This window comes from Pseudomonas salicis, assembly GCF_057128705.1.
In genome coordinates this window covers 107,735-127,281 of record NZ_JBSKHU010000008.1, presented here as the reverse complement: position 1 = coordinate 127,281, position 19,547 = coordinate 107,735, and the positions used below count along the sequence as shown (strand labels likewise).

At 59.7% G+C, this 19,547-nt stretch carries 18 protein-coding genes; 11 read left to right on the top strand and 7 right to left on the bottom strand.

Translation table 11 applies throughout. The features are described 5' to 3' along the window. Nucleotides 1-2: 2 nt before the first annotated feature. From alc to ACWKWE_RS26320, 5 genes are all read left to right on the top strand, one after another. Nucleotides 3-998 (top strand): allantoicase, encoded by a 996-nt coding sequence (gene alc, locus ACWKWE_RS26340; RefSeq protein WP_166597889.1) that lies wholly within the window; start codon nucleotides 3-5, stop codon nucleotides 996-998. 171 nt (nucleotides 999-1,169) lie between these two features. After that, a complete protein-coding gene (locus ACWKWE_RS26335; RefSeq protein WP_483852135.1) occupies nucleotides 1,170-1,670 on the top strand; it encodes an ureidoglycolate lyase in 501 nt (166 codons plus the stop codon). Between the two features lie 50 nt (nucleotides 1,671-1,720). Then, nucleotides 1,721-3,034: a urate hydroxylase PuuD gene (locus ACWKWE_RS26330; RefSeq protein WP_166597891.1), complete on the top strand. Its 1,314-nt coding sequence runs from the start codon at nucleotides 1,721-1,723 to the stop codon at nucleotides 3,032-3,034. A gap of 219 nt (nucleotides 3,035-3,253) precedes the next feature. Continuing rightward, a complete protein-coding gene (locus ACWKWE_RS26325; RefSeq protein ID WP_483852134.1) occupies nucleotides 3,254-4,609 on the top strand; it encodes a nucleobase:cation symporter-2 family protein in 1,356 nt (451 codons plus the stop codon). A 359-nt stretch (nucleotides 4,610-4,968) separates the two neighbouring features. Next, nucleotides 4,969-5,757, top strand: a complete 789-nt coding sequence (locus ACWKWE_RS26320) for an outer membrane protein OmpK (RefSeq protein WP_166597893.1) — start codon at nucleotides 4,969-4,971, stop codon at nucleotides 5,755-5,757. 45 nt (nucleotides 5,758-5,802) lie between these two features. Here the strand turns inward: ACWKWE_RS26320 and ACWKWE_RS26315 are convergent, their stop codons facing one another. Together ACWKWE_RS26315 and ACWKWE_RS26310 are read right to left on the bottom strand one after the other, a co-directional pair. After that, nucleotides 5,803-8,610 carry an RHS repeat domain-containing protein gene (locus ACWKWE_RS26315; protein WP_483852133.1) on the bottom strand — a complete coding sequence of 936 codons (2,808 nt, stop codon included), beginning with the start codon at nucleotides 8,608-8,610 and terminating at the stop codon, nucleotides 5,803-5,805. A 77-nt stretch (nucleotides 8,611-8,687) separates the two neighbouring features. Further along, nucleotides 8,688-8,969, bottom strand: coding sequence for a hypothetical protein (locus ACWKWE_RS26310; protein ID WP_401151243.1), 282 nt, complete (start codon nucleotides 8,967-8,969; stop codon nucleotides 8,688-8,690). 286 nt (nucleotides 8,970-9,255) lie between these two features. On the opposite strand from ACWKWE_RS26310, the gene ACWKWE_RS26305 reads away from it, so the two are divergent. Then, the gene (locus tag ACWKWE_RS26305; RefSeq protein WP_166597897.1) at nucleotides 9,256-10,014 is read left to right on the top strand and encodes a COG4705 family protein; all 759 of its coding nucleotides are present in this window, start codon (nucleotides 9,256-9,258) and stop codon (nucleotides 10,012-10,014) included. Nucleotides 10,015-10,180: 166 nt separating this feature from the next. Here the strand turns inward: ACWKWE_RS26305 and ACWKWE_RS26300 are convergent, their stop codons facing one another. Then, entirely contained in the window at nucleotides 10,181-10,402 is a 222-nt protein-coding gene (locus ACWKWE_RS26300) for a hypothetical protein (RefSeq protein WP_166597898.1), read from the bottom strand. 212 nt (nucleotides 10,403-10,614) lie between these two features. Between ACWKWE_RS26300 and ACWKWE_RS26295 the strand changes: the two genes are divergently transcribed. Then, nucleotides 10,615-11,223 carry a TetR/AcrR family transcriptional regulator gene (locus tag ACWKWE_RS26295; RefSeq protein ID WP_166597899.1) on the top strand — a complete coding sequence of 203 codons (609 nt, stop codon included), beginning with the start codon at nucleotides 10,615-10,617 and terminating at the stop codon, nucleotides 11,221-11,223. 6 nt (nucleotides 11,224-11,229) lie between these two features. Here the strand turns inward: ACWKWE_RS26295 and ACWKWE_RS26290 are convergent, their stop codons facing one another. Continuing rightward, entirely contained in the window at nucleotides 11,230-11,622 is a 393-nt protein-coding gene (locus ACWKWE_RS26290) for a response regulator (protein WP_371928616.1), read from the bottom strand. Nucleotides 11,623-12,266: 644 nt separating this feature from the next. Here ACWKWE_RS26290 and ACWKWE_RS26285 point away from each other — a divergent pair. The 4 genes from ACWKWE_RS26285 (at nucleotide 12,267) to ACWKWE_RS26270 (ending at nucleotide 16,956) form a co-directional block, all read left to right on the top strand. Then, nucleotides 12,267-13,898, top strand: a complete 1,632-nt coding sequence (locus tag ACWKWE_RS26285; protein WP_483852132.1) for a methyl-accepting chemotaxis protein — start codon at nucleotides 12,267-12,269, stop codon at nucleotides 13,896-13,898. A 160-nt stretch (nucleotides 13,899-14,058) separates the two neighbouring features. Further along, on the top strand, nucleotides 14,059-14,943 hold the full coding sequence (locus ACWKWE_RS26280) for an urea transporter (RefSeq protein WP_483852131.1): 885 nt from the start codon (nucleotides 14,059-14,061) through the stop codon (nucleotides 14,941-14,943). A 45-nt stretch (nucleotides 14,944-14,988) separates the two neighbouring features. Continuing rightward, entirely contained in the window at nucleotides 14,989-15,846 is an 858-nt protein-coding gene (locus ACWKWE_RS26275; protein ID WP_166597902.1) for an ion transporter, read from the top strand. A gap of 111 nt (nucleotides 15,847-15,957) precedes the next feature. Beyond that, entirely contained in the window at nucleotides 15,958-16,956 is a 999-nt protein-coding gene (locus ACWKWE_RS26270; RefSeq protein WP_483852130.1) for a sulfate ABC transporter substrate-binding protein, read from the top strand. A gap of 271 nt (nucleotides 16,957-17,227) precedes the next feature. Here ACWKWE_RS26270 and ACWKWE_RS26265 read toward each other — a convergent pair whose 3' ends face one another. The 3 genes from ACWKWE_RS26265 to ACWKWE_RS26255 are packed head-to-tail and all read right to left on the bottom strand — an operon-like array spanning nucleotide 17,228 to nucleotide 19,350. Next, nucleotides 17,228-17,653, bottom strand: a complete 426-nt coding sequence (locus ACWKWE_RS26265) for a hypothetical protein (RefSeq protein ID WP_166597904.1) — start codon at nucleotides 17,651-17,653, stop codon at nucleotides 17,228-17,230. 48 nt (nucleotides 17,654-17,701) lie between these two features. Further along, entirely contained in the window at nucleotides 17,702-18,907 is a 1,206-nt protein-coding gene (gene ccmI / locus ACWKWE_RS26260; protein ID WP_483852129.1) for a c-type cytochrome biogenesis protein CcmI, read from the bottom strand. After that, on the bottom strand, nucleotides 18,904-19,350 hold the full coding sequence (locus ACWKWE_RS26255) for a cytochrome c-type biogenesis protein (RefSeq protein ID WP_166597906.1): 447 nt from the start codon (nucleotides 19,348-19,350) through the stop codon (nucleotides 18,904-18,906). Before ACWKWE_RS26255 ends, ccmI begins: the two co-directional genes overlap by 4 nt. Nucleotides 19,351-19,547: the final 197 nt, after the last annotated feature.

Sequence of the window (19,547 nt, the reverse complement as noted above, 5' to 3'; positions counted from 1 at the left end):
GAATGAAAGCTTACGCCGTACCCTTCGAAAAATTCGTCAACCTGGCCGATGCCCGTCTGGGCACCAAAATCATTTCCGTGACCGACGACTGGTTCGCCGACGCCAACCGCCTGTTCCAGCCGACCCCTGCGGTGTGGAAGGAAGGCGTGTTCGACGACAACGGCAAATGGATGGACGGCTGGGAATCGCGCCGTAAGCGTTTCGAAGGTTATGACAGCGCCGTGATCCGCCTGGGCGTGGCGGGTTCGATCAAGGGCGTGGACATCGACACCTCGTTCTTCACCGGCAACTACCCGCCATCGGCCTCGCTGGAAGCCTGCTTCCTGGCCTCGGGCGAGCCGGATGACAATACTGTGTGGACTGAAGTGCTGCCTGCTGTCGAACTGAAAGGCGACAGTCACCACTACCACGAAATCGGCGACACCCAGGCCTACAGCCACCTGCGTTTCAACATCTACCCGGACGGCGGCGTGGCGCGTCTGCGCGTGTACGGCGTGCCGCACCGCGACTGGTCGGCGGTGGGCGACAACGAGCAAGTGGACCTGGTCGCCGCGTTGAACGGTGGTCGCGCCCTGGCCTGTTCCGACGAACACTTCGGCCGCATGAGCAACATCCTCAACCCGGGCCGTGGCGTGAACATGGGCGACGGCTGGGAAACCGCACGTCGCCGCACGCCGGGCAACGACTGGGTCATCGTCGCGCTGGGCCATGCCGGTGAAGTCGAGCAGATCGTCGTCGACACCCTGCACTTCAAGGGCAACTACCCGGACAGCTGCTCGATCCAGGGCGCATTCGTCAAAGGAGGCACCGACAGCCAGATCGAAACCCAGAGCCTGTTCTGGCGCGAACTGCTGCCGAGCCAGAAACTGGAGATGCACGCTGAACACACCTTCGTCGAGCAGATCAAGGCGCTCGGCCCGATCACCCACATCCGCCTGAACGTGTTCCCGGATGGTGGCGTGAGCCGCTTGCGTGTGTTGGGTAAGGTGGCCAAATAACAGAGTGCCGTTCCCGCACTGATGCCGGAACGGACACCCCATGAATCTGTAGGAGTGAGCTTGCTCGCGATAGCGTCGGATCAGACAACACAGGCGTGACCGACATAACGCAATCGCGAGCAAGCTCACTCCTACAAATGACCCGTCAATCAAGAGAACAGAAGAACCCGCATGCGCACACTGATTATCGAGCCGTTGACCAAAGAAGCCTTCGCCCCTTTCGGTGATGTCATCGAAACCGATGGCAGCGATCATTTCATGATCAACAACGGCTCGACCATGCGCTTTCACAAGCTGGCGACCGTGGAAACGGCAACGCCGGAGGATCACGCGATCATCAGCATCTTCCGCGCCGAAGCGCTGGAGATGCCACTGACCGTGAGCATGCTGGAGCGGCATCCGCTGGGCAGTCAGGCGTTCATACCGCTGCTCGGCAACCCTTTTCTGGTCGTGGTCGCGCCACTTGGCGATGCACCTGACCCGGAGCTGACCCGCGCCTTCCTCACCAACGGCAGGCAGGGTGTCAATTACCATCGCGGCGTCTGGCACCACCCGGTGCTGACGATCGAAAAGCGGGATGACTTCCTGGTGGTTGATCGCAGTGGCAGTGGCAATAACTGCGATGAGCATTTCTTCGAAGAGAGTCAGATGATGATTCTCGATCCCCACTAATAAGAAGGGCCTAAGCGTCCGCCAGTGACGACAGGCAAACGGTAAAGACTGTGGCTGCACATCTGATGGAATGGCTGAATCTGGGCGTGCGCTGGATTCACATGATCGTCGGGATCGCCTGGATTGGCGCATCCTTTTACTTCGTCTGGCTGGAGAACAACCTCAACCGTGCCAACCCGCGCGACGGGCTGTCCGGTGACCTGTGGGCGATCCACGGCGGCGGGATCTACCACCTGGAAAAATACAAGCTGGCCCCACCGACCATGCCGGACAACCTGCACTGGTTCAAATGGGAAGCCTATTGGACCTGGATGTCGGGCATCGTGCTGTTGTGCATTGTGTTCTATTCCAACCCCACCCTTTACCTGCTGGCCCCCGGCAGCACCTTGAGCGGCGGCGAAGGCATCGCCATCGGCGTCGGCGCACTGATCGCCAGTTGGTTCATTTATGACCTGCTCTGCGACTCCCCGCTCGGCAAGCGTCCTGGCCTGTTGGGCCTGGTGTTGTTCGTGCTGGTCATCGGCGCCTGCTATGGCTTCAGCCAGGTGTTCAGCGGTCGCGGTGCGTACCTGCACACCGGCGCAATCATTGGCACCATCATGGTCGGTAACGTGTTCCGCATCATCATGCCCGCCCAGCGCGCACTGGTGGCGGCCATCGCCGAGAACCGCACACCGGACCCGACCCTGCCCGCCAAAGGCCTGCTGCGTTCGCGTCACAACAACTACTTCACCCTGCCCGTGCTGTTCATCATGATCAGCAACCACTTCCCGAGCACCTACGGCAGTCAGTACAACTGGCTGATCCTGGCGGCCATCGCGGTATGTGCGGTACTGGTGCGTCACTACTTCAACACCCGTCACGACAGCCACAAATTTGCATGGGCCTTGCCGGTCGGCGCACTGGGCATGATCTGCCTGGCGTACGTCACGGGGCCTGCGCAGATGCAACGCGGTCCGGACGTCGCGGCGAACATCCAGTACCAGCCGCTGCCCGGTACGGCAATTGGCGGACACCGTGCCGACGAGCCGAAACCTGAGGTCGCGCCCACTCCAGCCCCTGCTGCGCCTGCCGCTCCCGCTCAAGCGAGCAATGCTGGTGACGTGGATTTCGACAAGGTGCACAGCGTGATTCAAGAACGCTGCGCGGTCTGCCATTCGGCCAAACCGACCAGCCCGCTGTTCAGCAGTGCGCCGGCCGGGATCATGTTCGACACCCCGCAACAGATCCAGCAACTCGCCCCGCGCATCCAGGCCCAGGCCGTGACCGCGCAAATCATGCCACTGGGCAACATCACCCAGATGACACAGCAGGAGCGTGACTTGCTGGGGCAGTGGATTGACAAGGGGGCGCAGACGAATTGATGTAAGGGGGCGTCGCTTGATGCCCCGGATCTGCCTGATGTCGCCGATCCCTGTAGGAGTGAGCTTGCTCGCGATCGCGGTCTGACAGTTTCATCATTGTCGACTGACTCACCGCCATCGCGAGCAAGCTCACTCCTACAGGGGCGTGTTTGCCGAAGTCGAGGTTCCACCGCCCAGCCGCAACGGGCGTACTCAAAAATAAGAACAATGAGGTGTTGCATGTCCGAGTCAACTCACGCGCGCATCCCTGCTGCGCCACCACGACAGCCCCTGCCACTGATGCAACTGATCCTGGTCGGCCTGCAACACGTCCTGTTGATGTACGGAGGTGCCGTCGCGGTGCCGCTGATCATCGGCCAGGCCGCTGGCCTTTCCCGTGAAGAAATCGCCTTTTTGATCAACGCCGACCTGCTCGTCGCGGGCATCGCGACGGTCGTGCAGTCGTTCGGCATCGGTCCTTTGGGCATTCGCATGCCGATCATGATGGGCGCCAGTTTTGCCGCCGTCGGCAGCATGGTCGCCATGGCGGGCATGCAGGGCGTGGGCTTGCCGGGGATCTTCGGCGCGACCATCGCGGCCGGTTTCTTCGGCATGCTGATCGCGCCGTTCATGTCGAAAATCGTTCGCTTCTTTCCGCCTTTGGTCACGGGCACGGTGATCACCTCCATCGGCTTGTCGTTGTTCCCCGTCGCCGTGAATTGGGCGGGCGGCGGCAGCAAGGCGATGAGTTTCGGCGACCCGCTGTACCTGGGCGTCGCGGCGCTGGTGCTGCTGACGATCCTGCTGATCAACCGCTTCATGCGCGGCTTCTGGGTCAACATTTCGGTGCTGATCGGCATGGGCCTGGGCTACATCCTTTCAGGCTTCATCGGCATGGTGGATTTGAGCGGTCTGGCTCAGGCGGACTGGGTGAAAGTGGTCACGCCGATGCACTTCGGCATGCCGACCTTCAGCCTCGCGCCGATTCTCTCGATGTGTCTCGTGGTGGTGATCATCTTCGTCGAGTCCACCGGGATGTTCCTGGCGCTGGGCAAGATCACCGACCGCGAAGTCACGCCGGGCATGCTGCGTCGCGGTTTGCTGTGCGACGCGGCCGCGTCCTTTCTCGCCGGTTTCCTCAACACCTTCACCCACTCCTCGTTCGCGCAGAACATTGGCCTGGTGCAGATGACCGGCGTGCGTTGCCGTTCGGTGACCATGGTCGCGGGCGGCTTGTTGGTGTTGCTGAGCCTGCTGCCGAAAGCGGCCTATCTGGTGGCCTCGATTCCGCCAGCGGTGCTGGGCGGCGCGGCGATTGCCATGTTCGGGATGGTTGCGGCGACCGGCATCAAGATTCTTCAAGAGGCCGACATCTCGGATCGTCGTAATCAACTGCTGGTGGCGGTGAGCATCGGCATGGGCCTGATCCCGGTCGTCCGGCCGGAGTTCTTCAGCCAGTTGCCGCACTGGATGGGGCCCATCACCCACAGCGGCATTGCCATGGCGACCTTGAGTGCCGTGCTGCTGAACCTGCTGTTCAACGTGCTCGGCGGTGCCGAGCGTGCCGCGATGGCCGGGCCGCTGCACTCGCACTAATCGTGGGTGCCCTGTTTTAGACGCACCGCTCTTTTGCAGCGCACTTGAGCGATGCGGCGCGAGTCAGTATCCTCCGCCGCCGCTCGACCGCGCCTCGAAAAACAGGGCTTGACCACCCGCATACAATAATCTGACCGAACGGCCAAGTTGCCGTCCAGCCGCGCCTCGCTCGAAAAATCATGGAATCGACTGTTTTCAATAACAGCCGACGAGGCTTTTTTGTCTTTTTTCAGAGGGTTGCCGTAGAGATTGCTATCTGTAAAAAGTTGATCAGTTGGACAACTAAAGCAGCAAAGAAAGGCGCCAAGACAGAGCGCCAACTCATCGCAACACCGACTTTGAACCCAAGGGAGTACCGCATGAACCGTTCGCTTTCCAGCCTGTTGGCCGCCAGTAGCCTGCTGGCCGCCACCCCCGCGATGTCTGGCGATTTGTTGCAATGGCAGAGCAACAGCCTGACGTATCTGTACGGCCAGAATTTCGAGGTCAACCCGGATACCCAGCAGACCTTTACTTTCGAACACGCAGACGGCTGGAAATACGGCGACAACTTCCTGTTCGTCGACAACATCTTCTACAACGGCAAGAAAGATCCGGGCGTGGGCAATAACACGCTATACGGCGAGTTCTCCCCTCGCCTGTCGCTGGGCAAGATATTCGACCAGAAATTCGAGCTCGGCCCGATCAAGGACGTGCTGTTGGCAGGTACTTACGAGTTTGGTGAAGGCGACGTCGAGTCGTACCTGATCGGCCCCGGCTTCGACCTGAACATCCCCGGTTTCGACTACTTCCAACTCAACTTCTACAAGCGCTACAACGATGGCCACCGTGCGGGTTATGGCGCCTGGCAGATCACCCCGGTCTGGTCGTACACCATCCCCGTGGGCAAGTCGGACATTTTGATCGACGGTTTCATGGACTGGGTCGTGGACAACAAACAGTCCAATACCAAAGGCGACTACCACTCTAACCTGCACTTCAACCCGCAGATCAAATATGACTTGGGCAAGGCGATGAATTTGCCGGAGCGGCAGTTGTACGTGGGGATCGAGTATGACTACTGGACCAACAAATACGGGATCAATGACACCCGGTATTTTGATACGGATCAGAACACCGCGAGTTTGTTGGTGAAGGTGTTTTTTTAAAGCGTCACTGGGCGTGCGAGTGATTGACTCGCACCCCTTCAAGGATTATCGCAACGAGCCGTTGCTGCGTTCAGCCAGTAATCGCCTTCCTCGGGCGTGGTAAAAATCATATGCCGCTTCGGTAACGCTGTCGGCGTTCCGAGAGGCCATTACAGATGCAATATGAGGAGATTGATTGAAATCATGAATGATCGCCGGCAAGTCATGTTGCCGTCCAACATTATGATGCAGCGCTTGCACCTGATCAGTAAAAAATGCCACTGGGGATAACGTTCTCTCAAGGTAGGTTGATGTCAATTGCCCATTCACCACAGCGCTCGAAATCTCACCTATATCTGGCCTGCTTCCGATTGAAGGCAAATATATCGCAAATTGATCATTCAAATAAAAGCTATCCACCGTCCTTGATCCCTCATGATTGTGTAAACCACTGACCTTCCCCAGATGCGACATTTCGTGAGCTATTGTTTTCTGAAGTTCAGAGTTCCGTAACTTATCCACATTCAGAAAAACCCGTCCGTGTGGGTCATTTCGCACCACACTGGCTGTTTCCTCGGACTCTTTGGGTTCTATCCCTACGAATTTATCGTACCCCTCAAGACTGCGATAATCAGAGACCAACGCCTGCGTTCGCTGCCAATCACGCAAGACGTATGGCATCGCTTCGTTGTGATAATAACCAAAATATTTCATGCTAACGGAAGACCTGTCCCAGTTCGAATCTTGAGCAGCAGCAATGGCACCCTTTAAAACTTGATCAACGCCCGCTAATGCGAGCCTGACCGCTTGCGCCCCAGAAGCATCAATGGTTTGTAGCTCACCCAGGCCTCTCCAAATAATGCGGTCCCCTCCCCTCTCCAACATATTTTCAACTCGATCATTGAGCCCTTCATAAACTGCACCGTTTACTTCGAGATTTCTTACCGGTGAATTACCAACAAACCCATACCGATTCACTCCCTGCACATCCCCCGCCGGGTCCGGACTAACCCACCGCTGCATCCAAGGCGCGTAATACCTGAACCCGTAGTAATAAAGCCCCGTCGCATCACACTCTTTGCCGGAATACCGCACGGTCTTGTATTTAGCCTCAACAGCGCTTCGCGCCGCCCACCACGCGGTGCCGCCAAACGGGTAATAACCTTCGTGGCTGATCAACTTCGCGTCTCGATCAAGTTCGAGGGTGCTGGAGCCCAGGTGATCACTGAGGCTATAGCGCAACTGATCATTCTCGATGCCGTCGGGTTTGCCGGACTCCCAATGCAATAGCCTCACGCTGCTACGCCCCGCCTCGACCGTGAGCACATGCTGCACTTCGCCGGTTGCCTCGTTGCGATGTATTTCCAGCCCCGGCAGGTAACGCACTTCAGCCGTCAGCGTGTGACTGCGCGCCTGACTTACCCGCACCTTTCGGACCCGCTGACCACCACCGTCGTAGCGATAAAGCTCGCTGTCATCAGGTCCATCGTCGCGCTTCACCAAAGTCGCTTGGCTCAACTGATTGCGCGCATCCCACTTCATTGCCTGACCCGGTTGCAGCTCTTTGAGGTTGCCATTGCCATCGAAAGCTTCGGCGATCTGCCCCTCATCAGGCAGCCTCCCGTCAGCCCGCTGTGGCAGGCTGCGGTTGCTCGTCGACGACACCGCCATACGCCAGGTTTCACCGCCCGAATGGTGCCGAGCCACCAGGTTGCCACCTGCGTCGTATTCAAAGCGCTGGGTGTAATGGATGAGGTTGCCGGGATCGAGCGGCAGGGGTTGAAGGTCGGGCAGTCCGGGCAGATGGGAAACCGGCGCCACTTCCCGCCCAGTGGCTTCGATCAGTTGGTAAAGGCTGTCGTAGGCGTAACGGTTGACCGGATCAACGCGCTGGTTTCTGAAAAACGAGACCGGCTGCGCAGCATCCTCGACGCTCACGACATTCCCAACGGGGTCGTAGCCGTAATTCAGATCCTGTAGCACCTGTCCCTCGCCAGTGAGTGCCAACAGCCGGGTCAGCCGCCCATCTGCCGCATCGTACGTCGCAGTGCTGACGACACCATTGCCTGCGGTCTCCCGTTCGGCGGCGCCCATTGCGTCGTAGTGAATATCGCTCACTAAAACGTGCACCTTATCGCTGCCCGACGATTGAAGACCGGTGCTCTGGAGTTCCCCTGAGCAGACGTACGTCAGAAACCGGCAATTGCCTCGGGCATCGGTCTGCACAATGACATCCCCGTCAGCACCGACAGCGCTCGTCGAGATAAAGCGCTCCGCTTCAAGCAACAGGTCACGTTGCGAAGGCTCTTGCGGCCAGTCAACGCGCTCTGTTGGTGCGAGAAATCGCCGTTCTTGATGCAACAAGGCCCCCGTCAGGCCGTACGCCGAACACCACACAGACCCCGCTGAATCGTCACGTCGCAGCAACGTGCCGCACTGGTTGTGCGCCAACCATTGCGCGCTGGCGTCGGCATAGATGAACCGGTCAGAAACCCGAGCGAGTTCTCCATCGAGCGTTTCGGCAATCGCCACAGACCGCATCAACTCGTCGTATTCAAACGCCAACAGCGTGCCCCGGCTGTCGCGGTTTTCCAGCGGCTGCCCCGCTTCGCCGAACAACGTCAGGCGCCATCCCGCATCGACGTTATCGGTCAACAACGGCTGGTCAGAGAGGCTGTAAACAGTGGAAGTCGAGGGTCGATCAAGGCGGGGATCGGTGGTTGCCAAGAGGCGCCCTGACACGTCGAACGCTTGGCGGGTCATCCGGAGTTCGGGGCGATCTTGCACATCGGCACGGTAGAAACCGACTTGACGCACGGGCAAGCCGCGCGAGTCAACCACGCTGAGACTGGGAGTATGGGAGCAGAGATTCATGTGCCGACGTCCGTGTCCAAGCCTTGATCAAAGGCTAGACACAAACGCGGCAACACAGGACTGCAGGTGACGTATGGTCAGGCTGTGTGGCGTTGAACCAAACGGGCGCTGGCCACCGGGACACCCACACCGACGATCATCAGACTCCACAACAGGTATTCAAGGCCAAACACCAGGAACGCGCCGCCGACCATGATCGTTGCCAGACTCGGGATGCCCAGCGCACAGATCAACAGGGCATGGGCGCCCAGTTTTTGTTTGAAGGGTATTCGGGCGTTGAACACGCAGACCAGCCACAAATAGAGCCAAGCCACGATCGTCAATAAATAAAGCGCCAGGTGTAACAAGTCGCCGGACATGCCATATCCATGCATGGGTCAATCTCCCTCTTCCAGATCATCGATGTATTCACGGCTGTTCGATCCATCGAGTCGCCGACAGCAAGTTTACACCGGCGCAGCACTCCGGATGCGCCCTCTGTCCGGAACTGAATCCCAAGTCAATGGCGGCCTGCACGCTTTCATGACGTTTTCATCTTTGTTCGACCTATTTTTAACACCGGCCTCGGGATCATGAGCCACCGTCAGCCAATGGCTGAGGTGCCCTATTTCGAACAATGCTGTCCGACCTTCTCGGGTATGAACGATGAATAAACTTCCGCAGATCACGCTTGCGTTCTGGATCATGAAAATCTGTGCCACGACGCTGGGGGAAACCGCAGGCGACCTGTTGTCGATGACGCTGGACGTGGGCTATTTGGTGAGTTCGCTGATTCTGATCAGCGTGTTCGTGGTCACGCTGCTGACACAGCTGGCGTCCAAGCGATACAACCCGGCGTTGTACTGGTTGGTGATCCTGTCCACCAGCACGGCAGGCACCACGATGTCGGATTTCATGGACCGCACGCTGGGGCTGGGTTACGCGGCGGGGTCTGCGATTCTGGTGGCGATTCTGCTGGCGATTTTTTCAGTCTGGTACCTGAGCGAGAAGTCGCTGTCGGTCACCCGCGTGACCACGCTCAAGGCCGAGTTGTTCTATTGGTTCGCGATCCTGTTTTCCAACACCCTCGGCACCGCATTGGGGGATTTCCTGGCGGACGATTCGGGGTTGGGTTTCATGGGCGGCGCGCTGCTGATCGGCTCGGCCATTGCGCTGGTCGCCCTCCTGCACTACACCACGCGGCTGTCGTCGGTGGCCCTGTTCTGGATCGCCTTCGTCCTCACCCGGCCGTTTGGCGCGACCTTGGGCGACGTGCTGACCAAGCCTTACGACAAAGGCGGTCTGGACTTCGGCACCGTGGGATCATCGCTGGTGTTGCTGACCATTCTGGTGGTATTGGTGGGCCTGGCGACGTTCTACAACCGCAGACCAGAAAAGGCCTACGGTCAGATCGCAGACAACTGACAGCACAGACATTCACAGCAATCCAACCTGTATGAGCGAATTCATTCGCGAAAAGCCGGTACAGGCAACACACCTCCGTCGCCGGAAGATCCTTCGCGAATGAATTCGCTCCCACAGGGGAATCAGCGCACGGCGTTCCGGCAGCAGCAATCCCCGGATCGGCGCATCAATGCGACTCCCACGGCAAGGGCTTTCCCGCCCGGACCTTGGCATTGAGCGCACGCAGCAGATCCAGAGGATCACGGTCTTTCATCGCATGACTCTGCTCGTCGACCCAGGTCATGACCTGCTGCCGGTCGAGGGTCGGTCGGCGATGCAGGATTTCCACCAATTGCCGCTCACAATGTTGGGCATAGGCGACCACGCTGGAAAACAAAGGGCTGTTCATAAGCCGACACCTCGTCACCGAATACCCGTTCAGGCCCCGTAAAGGCGCCCCCTTTTTCCACTCCCGTCTCCACCCGCACACAATACCACCGGCACTCCCCGGTGCCACAGGGGACAAACAGTGAGGATTCAGGGATTTGCAGCAATCTTGAGCCTGTCGCGAAGCCGGTGCTAACATTCGCCACCGCCGAGCAGGCAAGGACATTCCGCTTTATGAGCAGCATCCGCGAGCGCAACAAAGAACTGATCCTGCGCGCAGCCAGTGAAGAATTCGCCGACAAAGGGTTCGCCGCCAGCAAGACCAGCGACATCGCCGCCAAGGCCGGTGTGCCCAAGCCCAACGTTTATTACTACTTCAAATCCAAGGACAACCTCTACCGCGAGGTGCTCGAAAGCATCATCGAACCGATCATGCAGGCGTCGACGCCCTTCAATCGCGAAGGCATTCCGTCCGAAGTCTTGAGCGGCTACATCCGCTCCAAAATCCGCATCTCGCGGGACCTGCCCTTCGCTTCCAAGGTGTTTGCCAGCGAAATCATGCACGGCGCGCCGCATCTGACGCCCGAGCAGGTCGAACAGCTCAACGGTCAGGCACGGCATAACATCGAGTGTATTCAGGGCTGGATCGACGACGGGCTGATTGCGCCCGTTGATCCTCATCATCTGATGTTCAGCATCTGGGCCGCGACCCAGACCTACGCGGATTTCGACTGGCAGATTTCCACGGTCACCGGGAAGAGCAAACTGGACGACGCCGATTACGAGGCCGCCGCCCAGACCATCATCCGTCTGGTGCTAAAAGGGTGTGAACCGGACCGCTAGCCCGCGTCACGCCGGGTTTCGGGTCTGCAACGCCTTGTCGACACCGTCGAGCAACTGACCGAAACTCCACGGTTTTCGGATGAACGTCACCGCATGCTGTACCCCGGAGCTTTCCGGCGTTTCATGGCCGGACATGATCAGGATCGGAATCTCGGGCCATTTATTGCCGGACAGGTTGGCGAGGTCGGCGCCGTTCAACGTGCCGGGCATAAGAATATCTGTCAGCAACAATGACACCCTGCCTGCGTGGTCATCCAGAAACTTCGCGGCGTCATCGGCGTTTTCCAGCGCATGGGTCGTAAACCCCTCATCGCCCAGAATCTCGCACACGAAATCACGAATGATGGACTCATCCTCAACCACCAGGATCAGTCCTTTTTGTTGCACGTTTGCTGCCATTTGCGCTGCATCCACCATAATTTTTCCCATTGCCTGCCCGGCCGGCCCTGTCCTGGACTCGGGTGTTGTCGGTACTGTGAACGGCGCCAGCGCTGGAAATTCCATCGGCTGATGAGATTTGATCCAAATGAATGTTTCACGCGCGCGTACGAGCAAATGCCTGACGGGGGAATGTAGCGGAGACCGGGATGCATACGCATGCCAAACGGCGTTTTTCGCGGGCATAAAAAAACCCGCCGAAGCGGGTTTGTGCAACACCGTCCAACTTCCTGTTGGCCGCCAGTACCTTGGCAACGGTCGATCATCCTTGATCCTGCAGTCATCCTTTGCTGCAGTTGATGGATCCAATGTACTGCTTCGATGGGATCCAACATAGAGCGAAACGCTCCATTTCGTGTAAGCCTTTGGCTATACGTGTAAACATTCTGACGTCATTTTTTGGGCATTTGGCAAACCTTCGAAACACACTCGCCTGATTACCGTAAATAACTTCACAGGGCTCTCAGGTTTGGCTTCGCAGCGCCGAGATGCTTTATGACGGGAATGAATCGCCTGGCCTTGGCTGTGGATGATTTTCCGTCTCGGGGGCTGGTCTCAAACACGCAGCCCGCGTCATAACAAGAACAATGAACGGAGTGACGGTCATGAATATGCGCAACTTCTCCATCAGCCGCCGGCTGTGGCTGATCCTCATCGTCGCTGTGTTGATGTTGTTCACGCTGGCGGTGGCCATGCTCAAGCAAATCCACGACGACCTGTACGACGCCAAGGCGCAGAAGACCATGCACGTGGTGCAGACAGCTGCGGGCCTGCTCGACTATTACCAGGGCCTGGAAACCACCGGCAAGCTGACCCGCGAACAGGCGCAGCAGCAGGCGATGGATGCCATTCGAGGCCTGCGCTACAACCAGACTGACTATTTCTGGATCAACGACCTGCGCCCGGTAATGATCATGCACCCCGCCAACCCCAAGCTGGTGGGACAGGACCTCTCGGGCATCAAGGACCCGGACGGTTTTCAGGTCTTCAATGAAATCGTGGCCGTGGTCAAGGCCAAAGGCGCGGGTACAGTCAACTATCGCTGGCCGAAACCGGGCGCCAGCGAGCCAGTGCAGAAAACCTCCTACGTGTCGCTGTTCTCGCCCTGGGGCTGGGTGATTGGCTCCGGCGTGTACGTCGATGACGTGCAGGCCGAGTTCCAGCAACAGGTAATCAAAGCCGTCTCCATCAGCCTGGGGATCATTCTGTTGATGGCGATCCTGCTGATCGTCATTGGCCGCAGCATCGCCGGGCCACTGAAAACCACGGTCGACGCCATGGCCAACATTGCCAGTGGCGAGAGCGACCTGACCCGCACCCTGGAAACCCACGGGCGCGATGAAATCACACAACTGGCCACCCATTTCAACGCGTTCACCGCCAAGCTGCGCCGGGTCGTCGGGGAGTTGCAGGTGTCGGCGCTCGGACTGGGCCAGGCATCCAACGACTTGGGCAACAACGCCGTGCAGGCGCAAGAACGCAGCCAGCAGCAATCGCTGCAGATGGAGCAAGTGGCGACCGCGGTCAACGAGGTCACTTACGGCGTGCAGGACGTGGCGAAGAACGCCGAACACGCCGCCAGCGAAATGCGCAACGCCGAATCCCAGGCCCAGCAGGGCCAAGCCAATATCGACAGCAGCCTGAAACAGATCGGGCACCTGTCGGGCACCATCGATCAGGCGGTCGAGGTGATCCGCACCTTGTCCAGTGAAAGCACGCAGATCGGCGGGGTGCTGGAGGTGATCAGTTCCATCGCCGAGCAGACCAACCTGCTGGCGCTGAACGCTGCAATCGAAGCGGCCCGCGCCGGGGATCAAGGGCGCGGCTTCGCGGTGGTGGCGGACGAGGTGCGTTTGCTGGCGCAACGCACGCAGAAGTCCACGGCAGAAATTCAGGCGATGATCGAACGCCTGCAAAGCCATTCCGACGCGGCCGTGAAAGTGATCGGCGACAGCAGCCGGTCGTCGCAGTTGACCATCGAACAGGCCAACCTCGCGGGCCAGAGCCTGACCTCCATCAGCCAGGCCCTGCGTAACCTCAATGGCCTGAACGCCTCCATTGCCAGCGCCACCCTGCAGCAATCCCACGTGGTGGAAGACATCAACCAGAACGTGACCCAGGCCGCACAGTTGTCGCAAAGCACAGCGGTGGCGGCCGAACAATCCAGCGCGGCGAGCGTGCAGCTCAAAGGGTTGAGCGAGCAGTTGAATGGGTTGTTGCGGCAGTTTCGGGTTTAATAAGGTTCAAACAAAACTCCGGAATGCTCCGATCCCCTGTGGGAGACGCCGTCGTACCTCCGGCGTCTCCCACAGGTTCGTGATATCCGACCCTAGGGCTTGATTACGCCGGTCGCCCGATCCAATATGTATACAATAACTAAATATATTGAATACATAAATGAGCAACCTCAATCCTGCCCCCCCCTCCCATTGCCCCGACTGGGCCGAAGCGCTGCTTAACGGTTTCAGTCAGGTCCTGCTGCAACGCAGCCCCGTGTGCGGCCTATTTTGTCTGATGGCGATCCTGATCAGCGCACCCCATTCCTTGGGCGGCGCGTTATTGGGTGCGGTCGCCGGATTGCTCACCGCGCAACGTCGCGGCTATCCCAAGGCCGAGCGGCAGTCCGGGGTCTACAGCTACAACGGCGTACTGTTGGGCTTGCTGATCAGCTACCGTTTCGATGATTCGCCCCTGTCACCTTTGCTGATCATCGCCTGCGGCGGTCTCAGCGCTATGCTGATGCACGCGTGGATGCAACAGGCGCCTCGTGCGTCTTGCCTCAAGGCCTACACCGCGCCGTTCGTGCTGTTCAGTTGGGTGCTGCTGGTATTCGCCGAGCCTGTGCCGAATGTGGGCATGGCCCATTCGGACCTGATCCGGGCGCTGCCACTGGGTCTCGGCCAAGTGTTCCTGCTGGATCATCCGTTTGCCGGTGTGCTGATCGGGATTGGCCTGCTCATCGCCAATCGCACCGCCGCGGTGTGGGCGGCATTGGGTTGCGCATGCGGCATCGCTTTCGCGTTGTGGCAACAGGAAACCGACCTGGCGTTGCTCGGCCTGTCAGGCTACAACCCGGCGCTGGCAGCCTTGGCGTTCAGCCATGTGCGCCAGAAACCCTGGTTGCCGGGCGTGGCAATCTTACTGGCGATCCTGCTGCAACCGGGTTTTTCCGGGCTGGGCCTGGCGACGCTGACCGCCCCGTTCATTCTCGCTTGCTGGCTGGTGCAGGCTGGCAGTCGGTTGATGCGCCAGACGATCAGCGATCAGCGGTTGCGCTCCTGAACGGTTTGTCACAGGCTCTGCCGACCTTGCACTCGGAAAACCCTCATGGACAGCAACACCGGTTGGCGCGAACAACTGCGCATCATCGTTTTTCAGACAGACACCACCGCCGGTCGGCGCTTCGACAAGGCCCTGCTGCTGACCATTCTCGCCAGCCTCGCCATTGTGATGCTCGACAGCATCCAGGCCATCCATCGCGACTACGCCGACCTGCTGGCCTACATCGAATGGGGCTTCACGTTCGTGTTCCTCGTCGAGTACATCCTGCGCCTGTACTGCTCGCCGCAGCCGCTGAAATACGCCTTCAGCTTCTACGGCCTGATCGATCTGCTGGCCATCGTGCCGGGGATTCTGGCGCTGTATAACGCCGACGCTCAGTACCTGTTGATCATCCGCGTGGTGCGGATGCTGAGGATCTTTCGCGTCCTCAAACTCAGCCCCTATCTGAAACAGGCTAACTACTTGCTGGCGGCCCTGCGTGGCAGCAAGCAGAAAATCATCGTATTCCTGGTGACTGTCTCGACGCTGGTGACCGTGTTCGGCACGCTGATGTACGTCGTCGAAGGCCCTGAACATGGCTTTACCAGCATTCCCAAGGGGATTTACTGGGCCATCGTCACGCTGACCACCGTGGGCTTCGGCGACATCGTGCCGAAAACGCCGGTCGGCCAGATTCTGTCGTCGCTGGTGATGATCACGGGTTACTCGATCATCGCGGTGCCCACCGGCATCTTCACCGCTGAACTGGCCACCGCCATGCGCGGCGATCAGCTCCAGCACGATTGCCCGGTGTGCGCCAAGGACAGCCATGAGCCCCACTCGGCGTTCTGTTCGCGGTGTGGCAACGCGCTGTTTCCGAAAGTCGATGCGATTGCCGTGTCGGACGGCGTCGAGAATTCATAAGCACAGACGTTTTTAATCTATTAAGCGACTGGGGCTTTTCGTTATAGTCGCGGCCATTAGCCAGCCCTTTATTCATAAGAACAATTTCCACACACGACAAAGGAATTCGCTGTGAACAAACTCTTCGCCGCTTCTCTTCTGGCCGCCGGAATGGCCTTTGGTAGCGCCGCCCAGGCCGCGCCTGAATTGCTCAACGTTTCGTACGACGTGATGCGCGATTTCTACAAGGACTACAACGCCGCCTTCCAGAAACACTGGCAGGCCGAGCACAAGGAAGACGTGACCCTGAAGATGTCCTTCGGCGGGTCGAGCAAGCAGGCCCGTTCGGTCATCGACGGCCTGCCCGCTGACGTGATCACCATGAACATGGCCACCGACATCAATGCCCTGGCGGACAACGGAGGGCTGGTGCCGAAGGATTGGGTCGCGCGCCTGCCGAACAACAGCGCGCCGTTCACCTCTGCCACGGTGTTCATCGTGCGCAAGGGCAACCCGAAAGCGCTGAAAGACTGGAACGACCTGGTGAAGGACGGCGTTGAGGTGATCGTGCCGAACCCGAAGACCTCGGGCAACGGGCGCTACACCTACCTGTCGGCGTGGGGCTACACCCTGAAGAACGGCGGCGATGAAGCCGCTGCGAAAAAATTCGTCGGCCAAGTGTTCAGCCATGTGCCGGTCCTCGACACGGGCGGCCGTGGCGCCACCACCACGTTCATGACCAACCACATCGGCGACGTGCTGGTGACGTTTGAGAACGAAGCCGAGATGATCGCCCGCGAGTTTGGCCGCGATCAGTTCGAAGTGGTCTACCCGAGCGTATCTGCTGAAGCCGAGCCACCGGTGAGCGTAGTGGACAAAGTCGTCGACAAGAAAGGCACCCGCGCCCTCGCCGAAGATTACCTGAAATACCTGTGGTCCCCGGAAGGCCAGGAAATCGCCGCCGCCAACTACCTGCGTCCGCGTGACCCGAAAGTGCTGGCGAAGTACACCGACCGCTTCCCGAAAGTCGATTTCCTCAACATCGAAAAAACTTTTGGCACCTGGCCCGACATCCAGAAGACCCACTTCAACGACGGTGGCGTGTTCGACCAGATTTACCCGGCCAAGTAAACGCACCGTTTAACGCAAAACGGCGACCTCGACAGGTCGCCGTTTGTGTTTATGCCGGATGAATCGCGTCGCTGGCAAACAGCGTCGGAACGGTAGGAGCGGGCTTGCCCGCGATGGCGGTGTGCCAGACCACCCTCTGCCGCTGACACACCCTATCGCGGGCAAGCGCGCTCCTACTGCGATACGGTGGGTCAGCTACTGCGTAAGTAGGCTGGACGAGCGATCGCGAGCAAGCTCACTCCTACAAAGGATCTGCGATCAGCCGTCATGCTCAATTCCCGAACTGTCGGCTCAACCCCGGCGGCACGCCGCTGGAATCGGTTTCCTGCCAAGGGCCGCTCGGCGAGGTGGACCAGGTCCAGCCGTTGTTCCAGCGGTAGTAGGTGCGTTGGCGGTAGAAGGTGTTGGGCACGTTATCCAGCACGTGCACGCCCAGCCTGGCATCCCAATGGCTGTTGCCACCGGGCGGCGGAGCGAAGTTGGCGGAGGTTTTCGGGCCGGACGGGATCGGCGTCGAGGGCGGGGTCTGAGGTGTGGTGCGTGGGGTTCCTGGCTGGGGCGTTGGCGACGGACTCGATGAGCCGCGAGGAATCGTCGGGATCGGTTCAGAACTCTGCGGCCCGGGGCGCTGGACCGCACAGGCGGCGCTCAATGCCACCACCACACTCAACAAGGCAAATCGTGCGACGCGATACATAGGATTCTCTACTGTGTCTGGGCCGCGCGATCAGGATCAGCAAAAACGCTACTGATCGGGGCTGTCGATGGTCAGGGCCTGTCGCGCCGTGACGTTGCTGGGCAACGGTTGGCTGCGACCGATCCACTCTCCGGAAGTGGGCTGGCCTGCGCGGGATACCCGAGCAACCAGTTGGACTTCCGGAAAGTTCGACAGTTTCAGTTGCGGCATCATCGCGTCAGCGTCGGTCAGTTCCACCTCAACGGGCAGATCGGCGACCGTCACGCGCTTCACCGCCAGCGGCGCAGGCGGGCCTGACACCGCGCGGGCAAACACGAACACCGTGTCACCGGGCTGGACCTTGGCCTTGAGCTCGTCGGACAGGGTCACGCGGACCTTCAAATGCGCACCCGGCGCGGCGATCAGCGTGGCGTCCTGCACCTGGCCGCCACTCTGTACGACCTTTTCGACGGCGCGGGCGATCCCCCCTTCCAGCGCCGGACGCGACGGGTCGTTCGGCGGCAATACCGCGAGCAACCGTTTCCAGTAATCCACGGCGTCCTGGAAGTGCTGGCTTTCGAAGGCGTTGATGCCCTTGAGGCCGAGGCTGGTGACTTCCTTGGGATCGGTCTTCAAGGCCTCATCCGCCAACCCTTGAATCTGCGGGGTCCAGGCTTTGTTGCCCGCGAAATACAACGCCTGCGCCCACTGCCCCAGCAATTCCGGCTGACGCCCCGCCAACGCCACGGCGCGCTCGAACATGTTCGCCGCATCGGCGGGCCGGTCCTGGGACATGTAGGTGCGGGCGAGGAAGTACAGGCTTTCTGCCGAGTCCGGCTGCGCCCTCACTGCACGCTCCAGCCGGTCGGTCATCTGCGCCAGCGAGGTCGGCGGCTGGGCGAATTCGCGGGTCAATTCGACCTTGTCGCTGGCGCCGAAGTGCAGATAGAGCCCCAGCGCCACCAACGGCACCAGCACCGCCGCGAGCAAGGGCAGCGGCGTACCTAAGCGCGACACACGCTCTGCAGAGGCGCCTTCAGTGTCGGCCAGCAACTCGCGCGCCGCCTCGGCACGGCCAGTGTCCATTTGCGCGGAGGACAACACGCCCTCGGCCTGTTGCGCGTGCAGTTCAGCCACGCGTTCCTGATACAGCGCGACGTTGAGGGCGGTGCGGTCTTCTTCCCGCTGTGCGCGACGGCCGCGCAGCAACGGGATCAACAGGAAACCCAAGGCCACCAGCAACAGCAGGCCAGCGGCGAGCCAGAAATCGATCATTCGTGGTTTTTATCCAGCAGGTGGGCGAGGCGCTGACGCTCCTCGTCGGAAAGCACATCGGCATCTTCGGCACGCTGGCCGCGACGACGCACGACGATCACGCCAATCAGCACCGCCCCGCCCAGCAGCAGACCGGCAGGACCAAACCAGAGCAGCCAGGTGTGGGCGTTGAGTTCGGGCTTGTAACGCACGAATTCGCCGTAGCGATCGACCATGAAATCAATGATCTGTTGATTGCTCTGGCCTTCGCCGAGCATGCGGTAAATCTCTTTGCGCAAGTCGGCGGCAATGGGCGCGTTGGAATCGGCGATGTCCTGGTTCTGGCATTTCGGGCACCGCAACTCGCGAGTCAACTCGGTGTAACGGGCCCGCTCGGCGTCGTCCTTGAAGGTGTAAGCGTCGATGGCGGCGTGGGCAGTGCTCGCAAAACCCAGTGCCAACATCGCAGCGGCGAGCAGCCGTCGCCCCCTGTCACTGCATGGCCGATCACAGTTCAAACCTGTGGGAGCGAATTTATTCGCGAAGCGTCCGTACATCCGACCGAGAGGTGTTGCCCGAACCACCGATTCGCGAATGAATTCGCTCCCGCAGAGAAATCCTCGGCGCACCTGGGCCAACGCGGAGTGCCCACAAGTCGAGA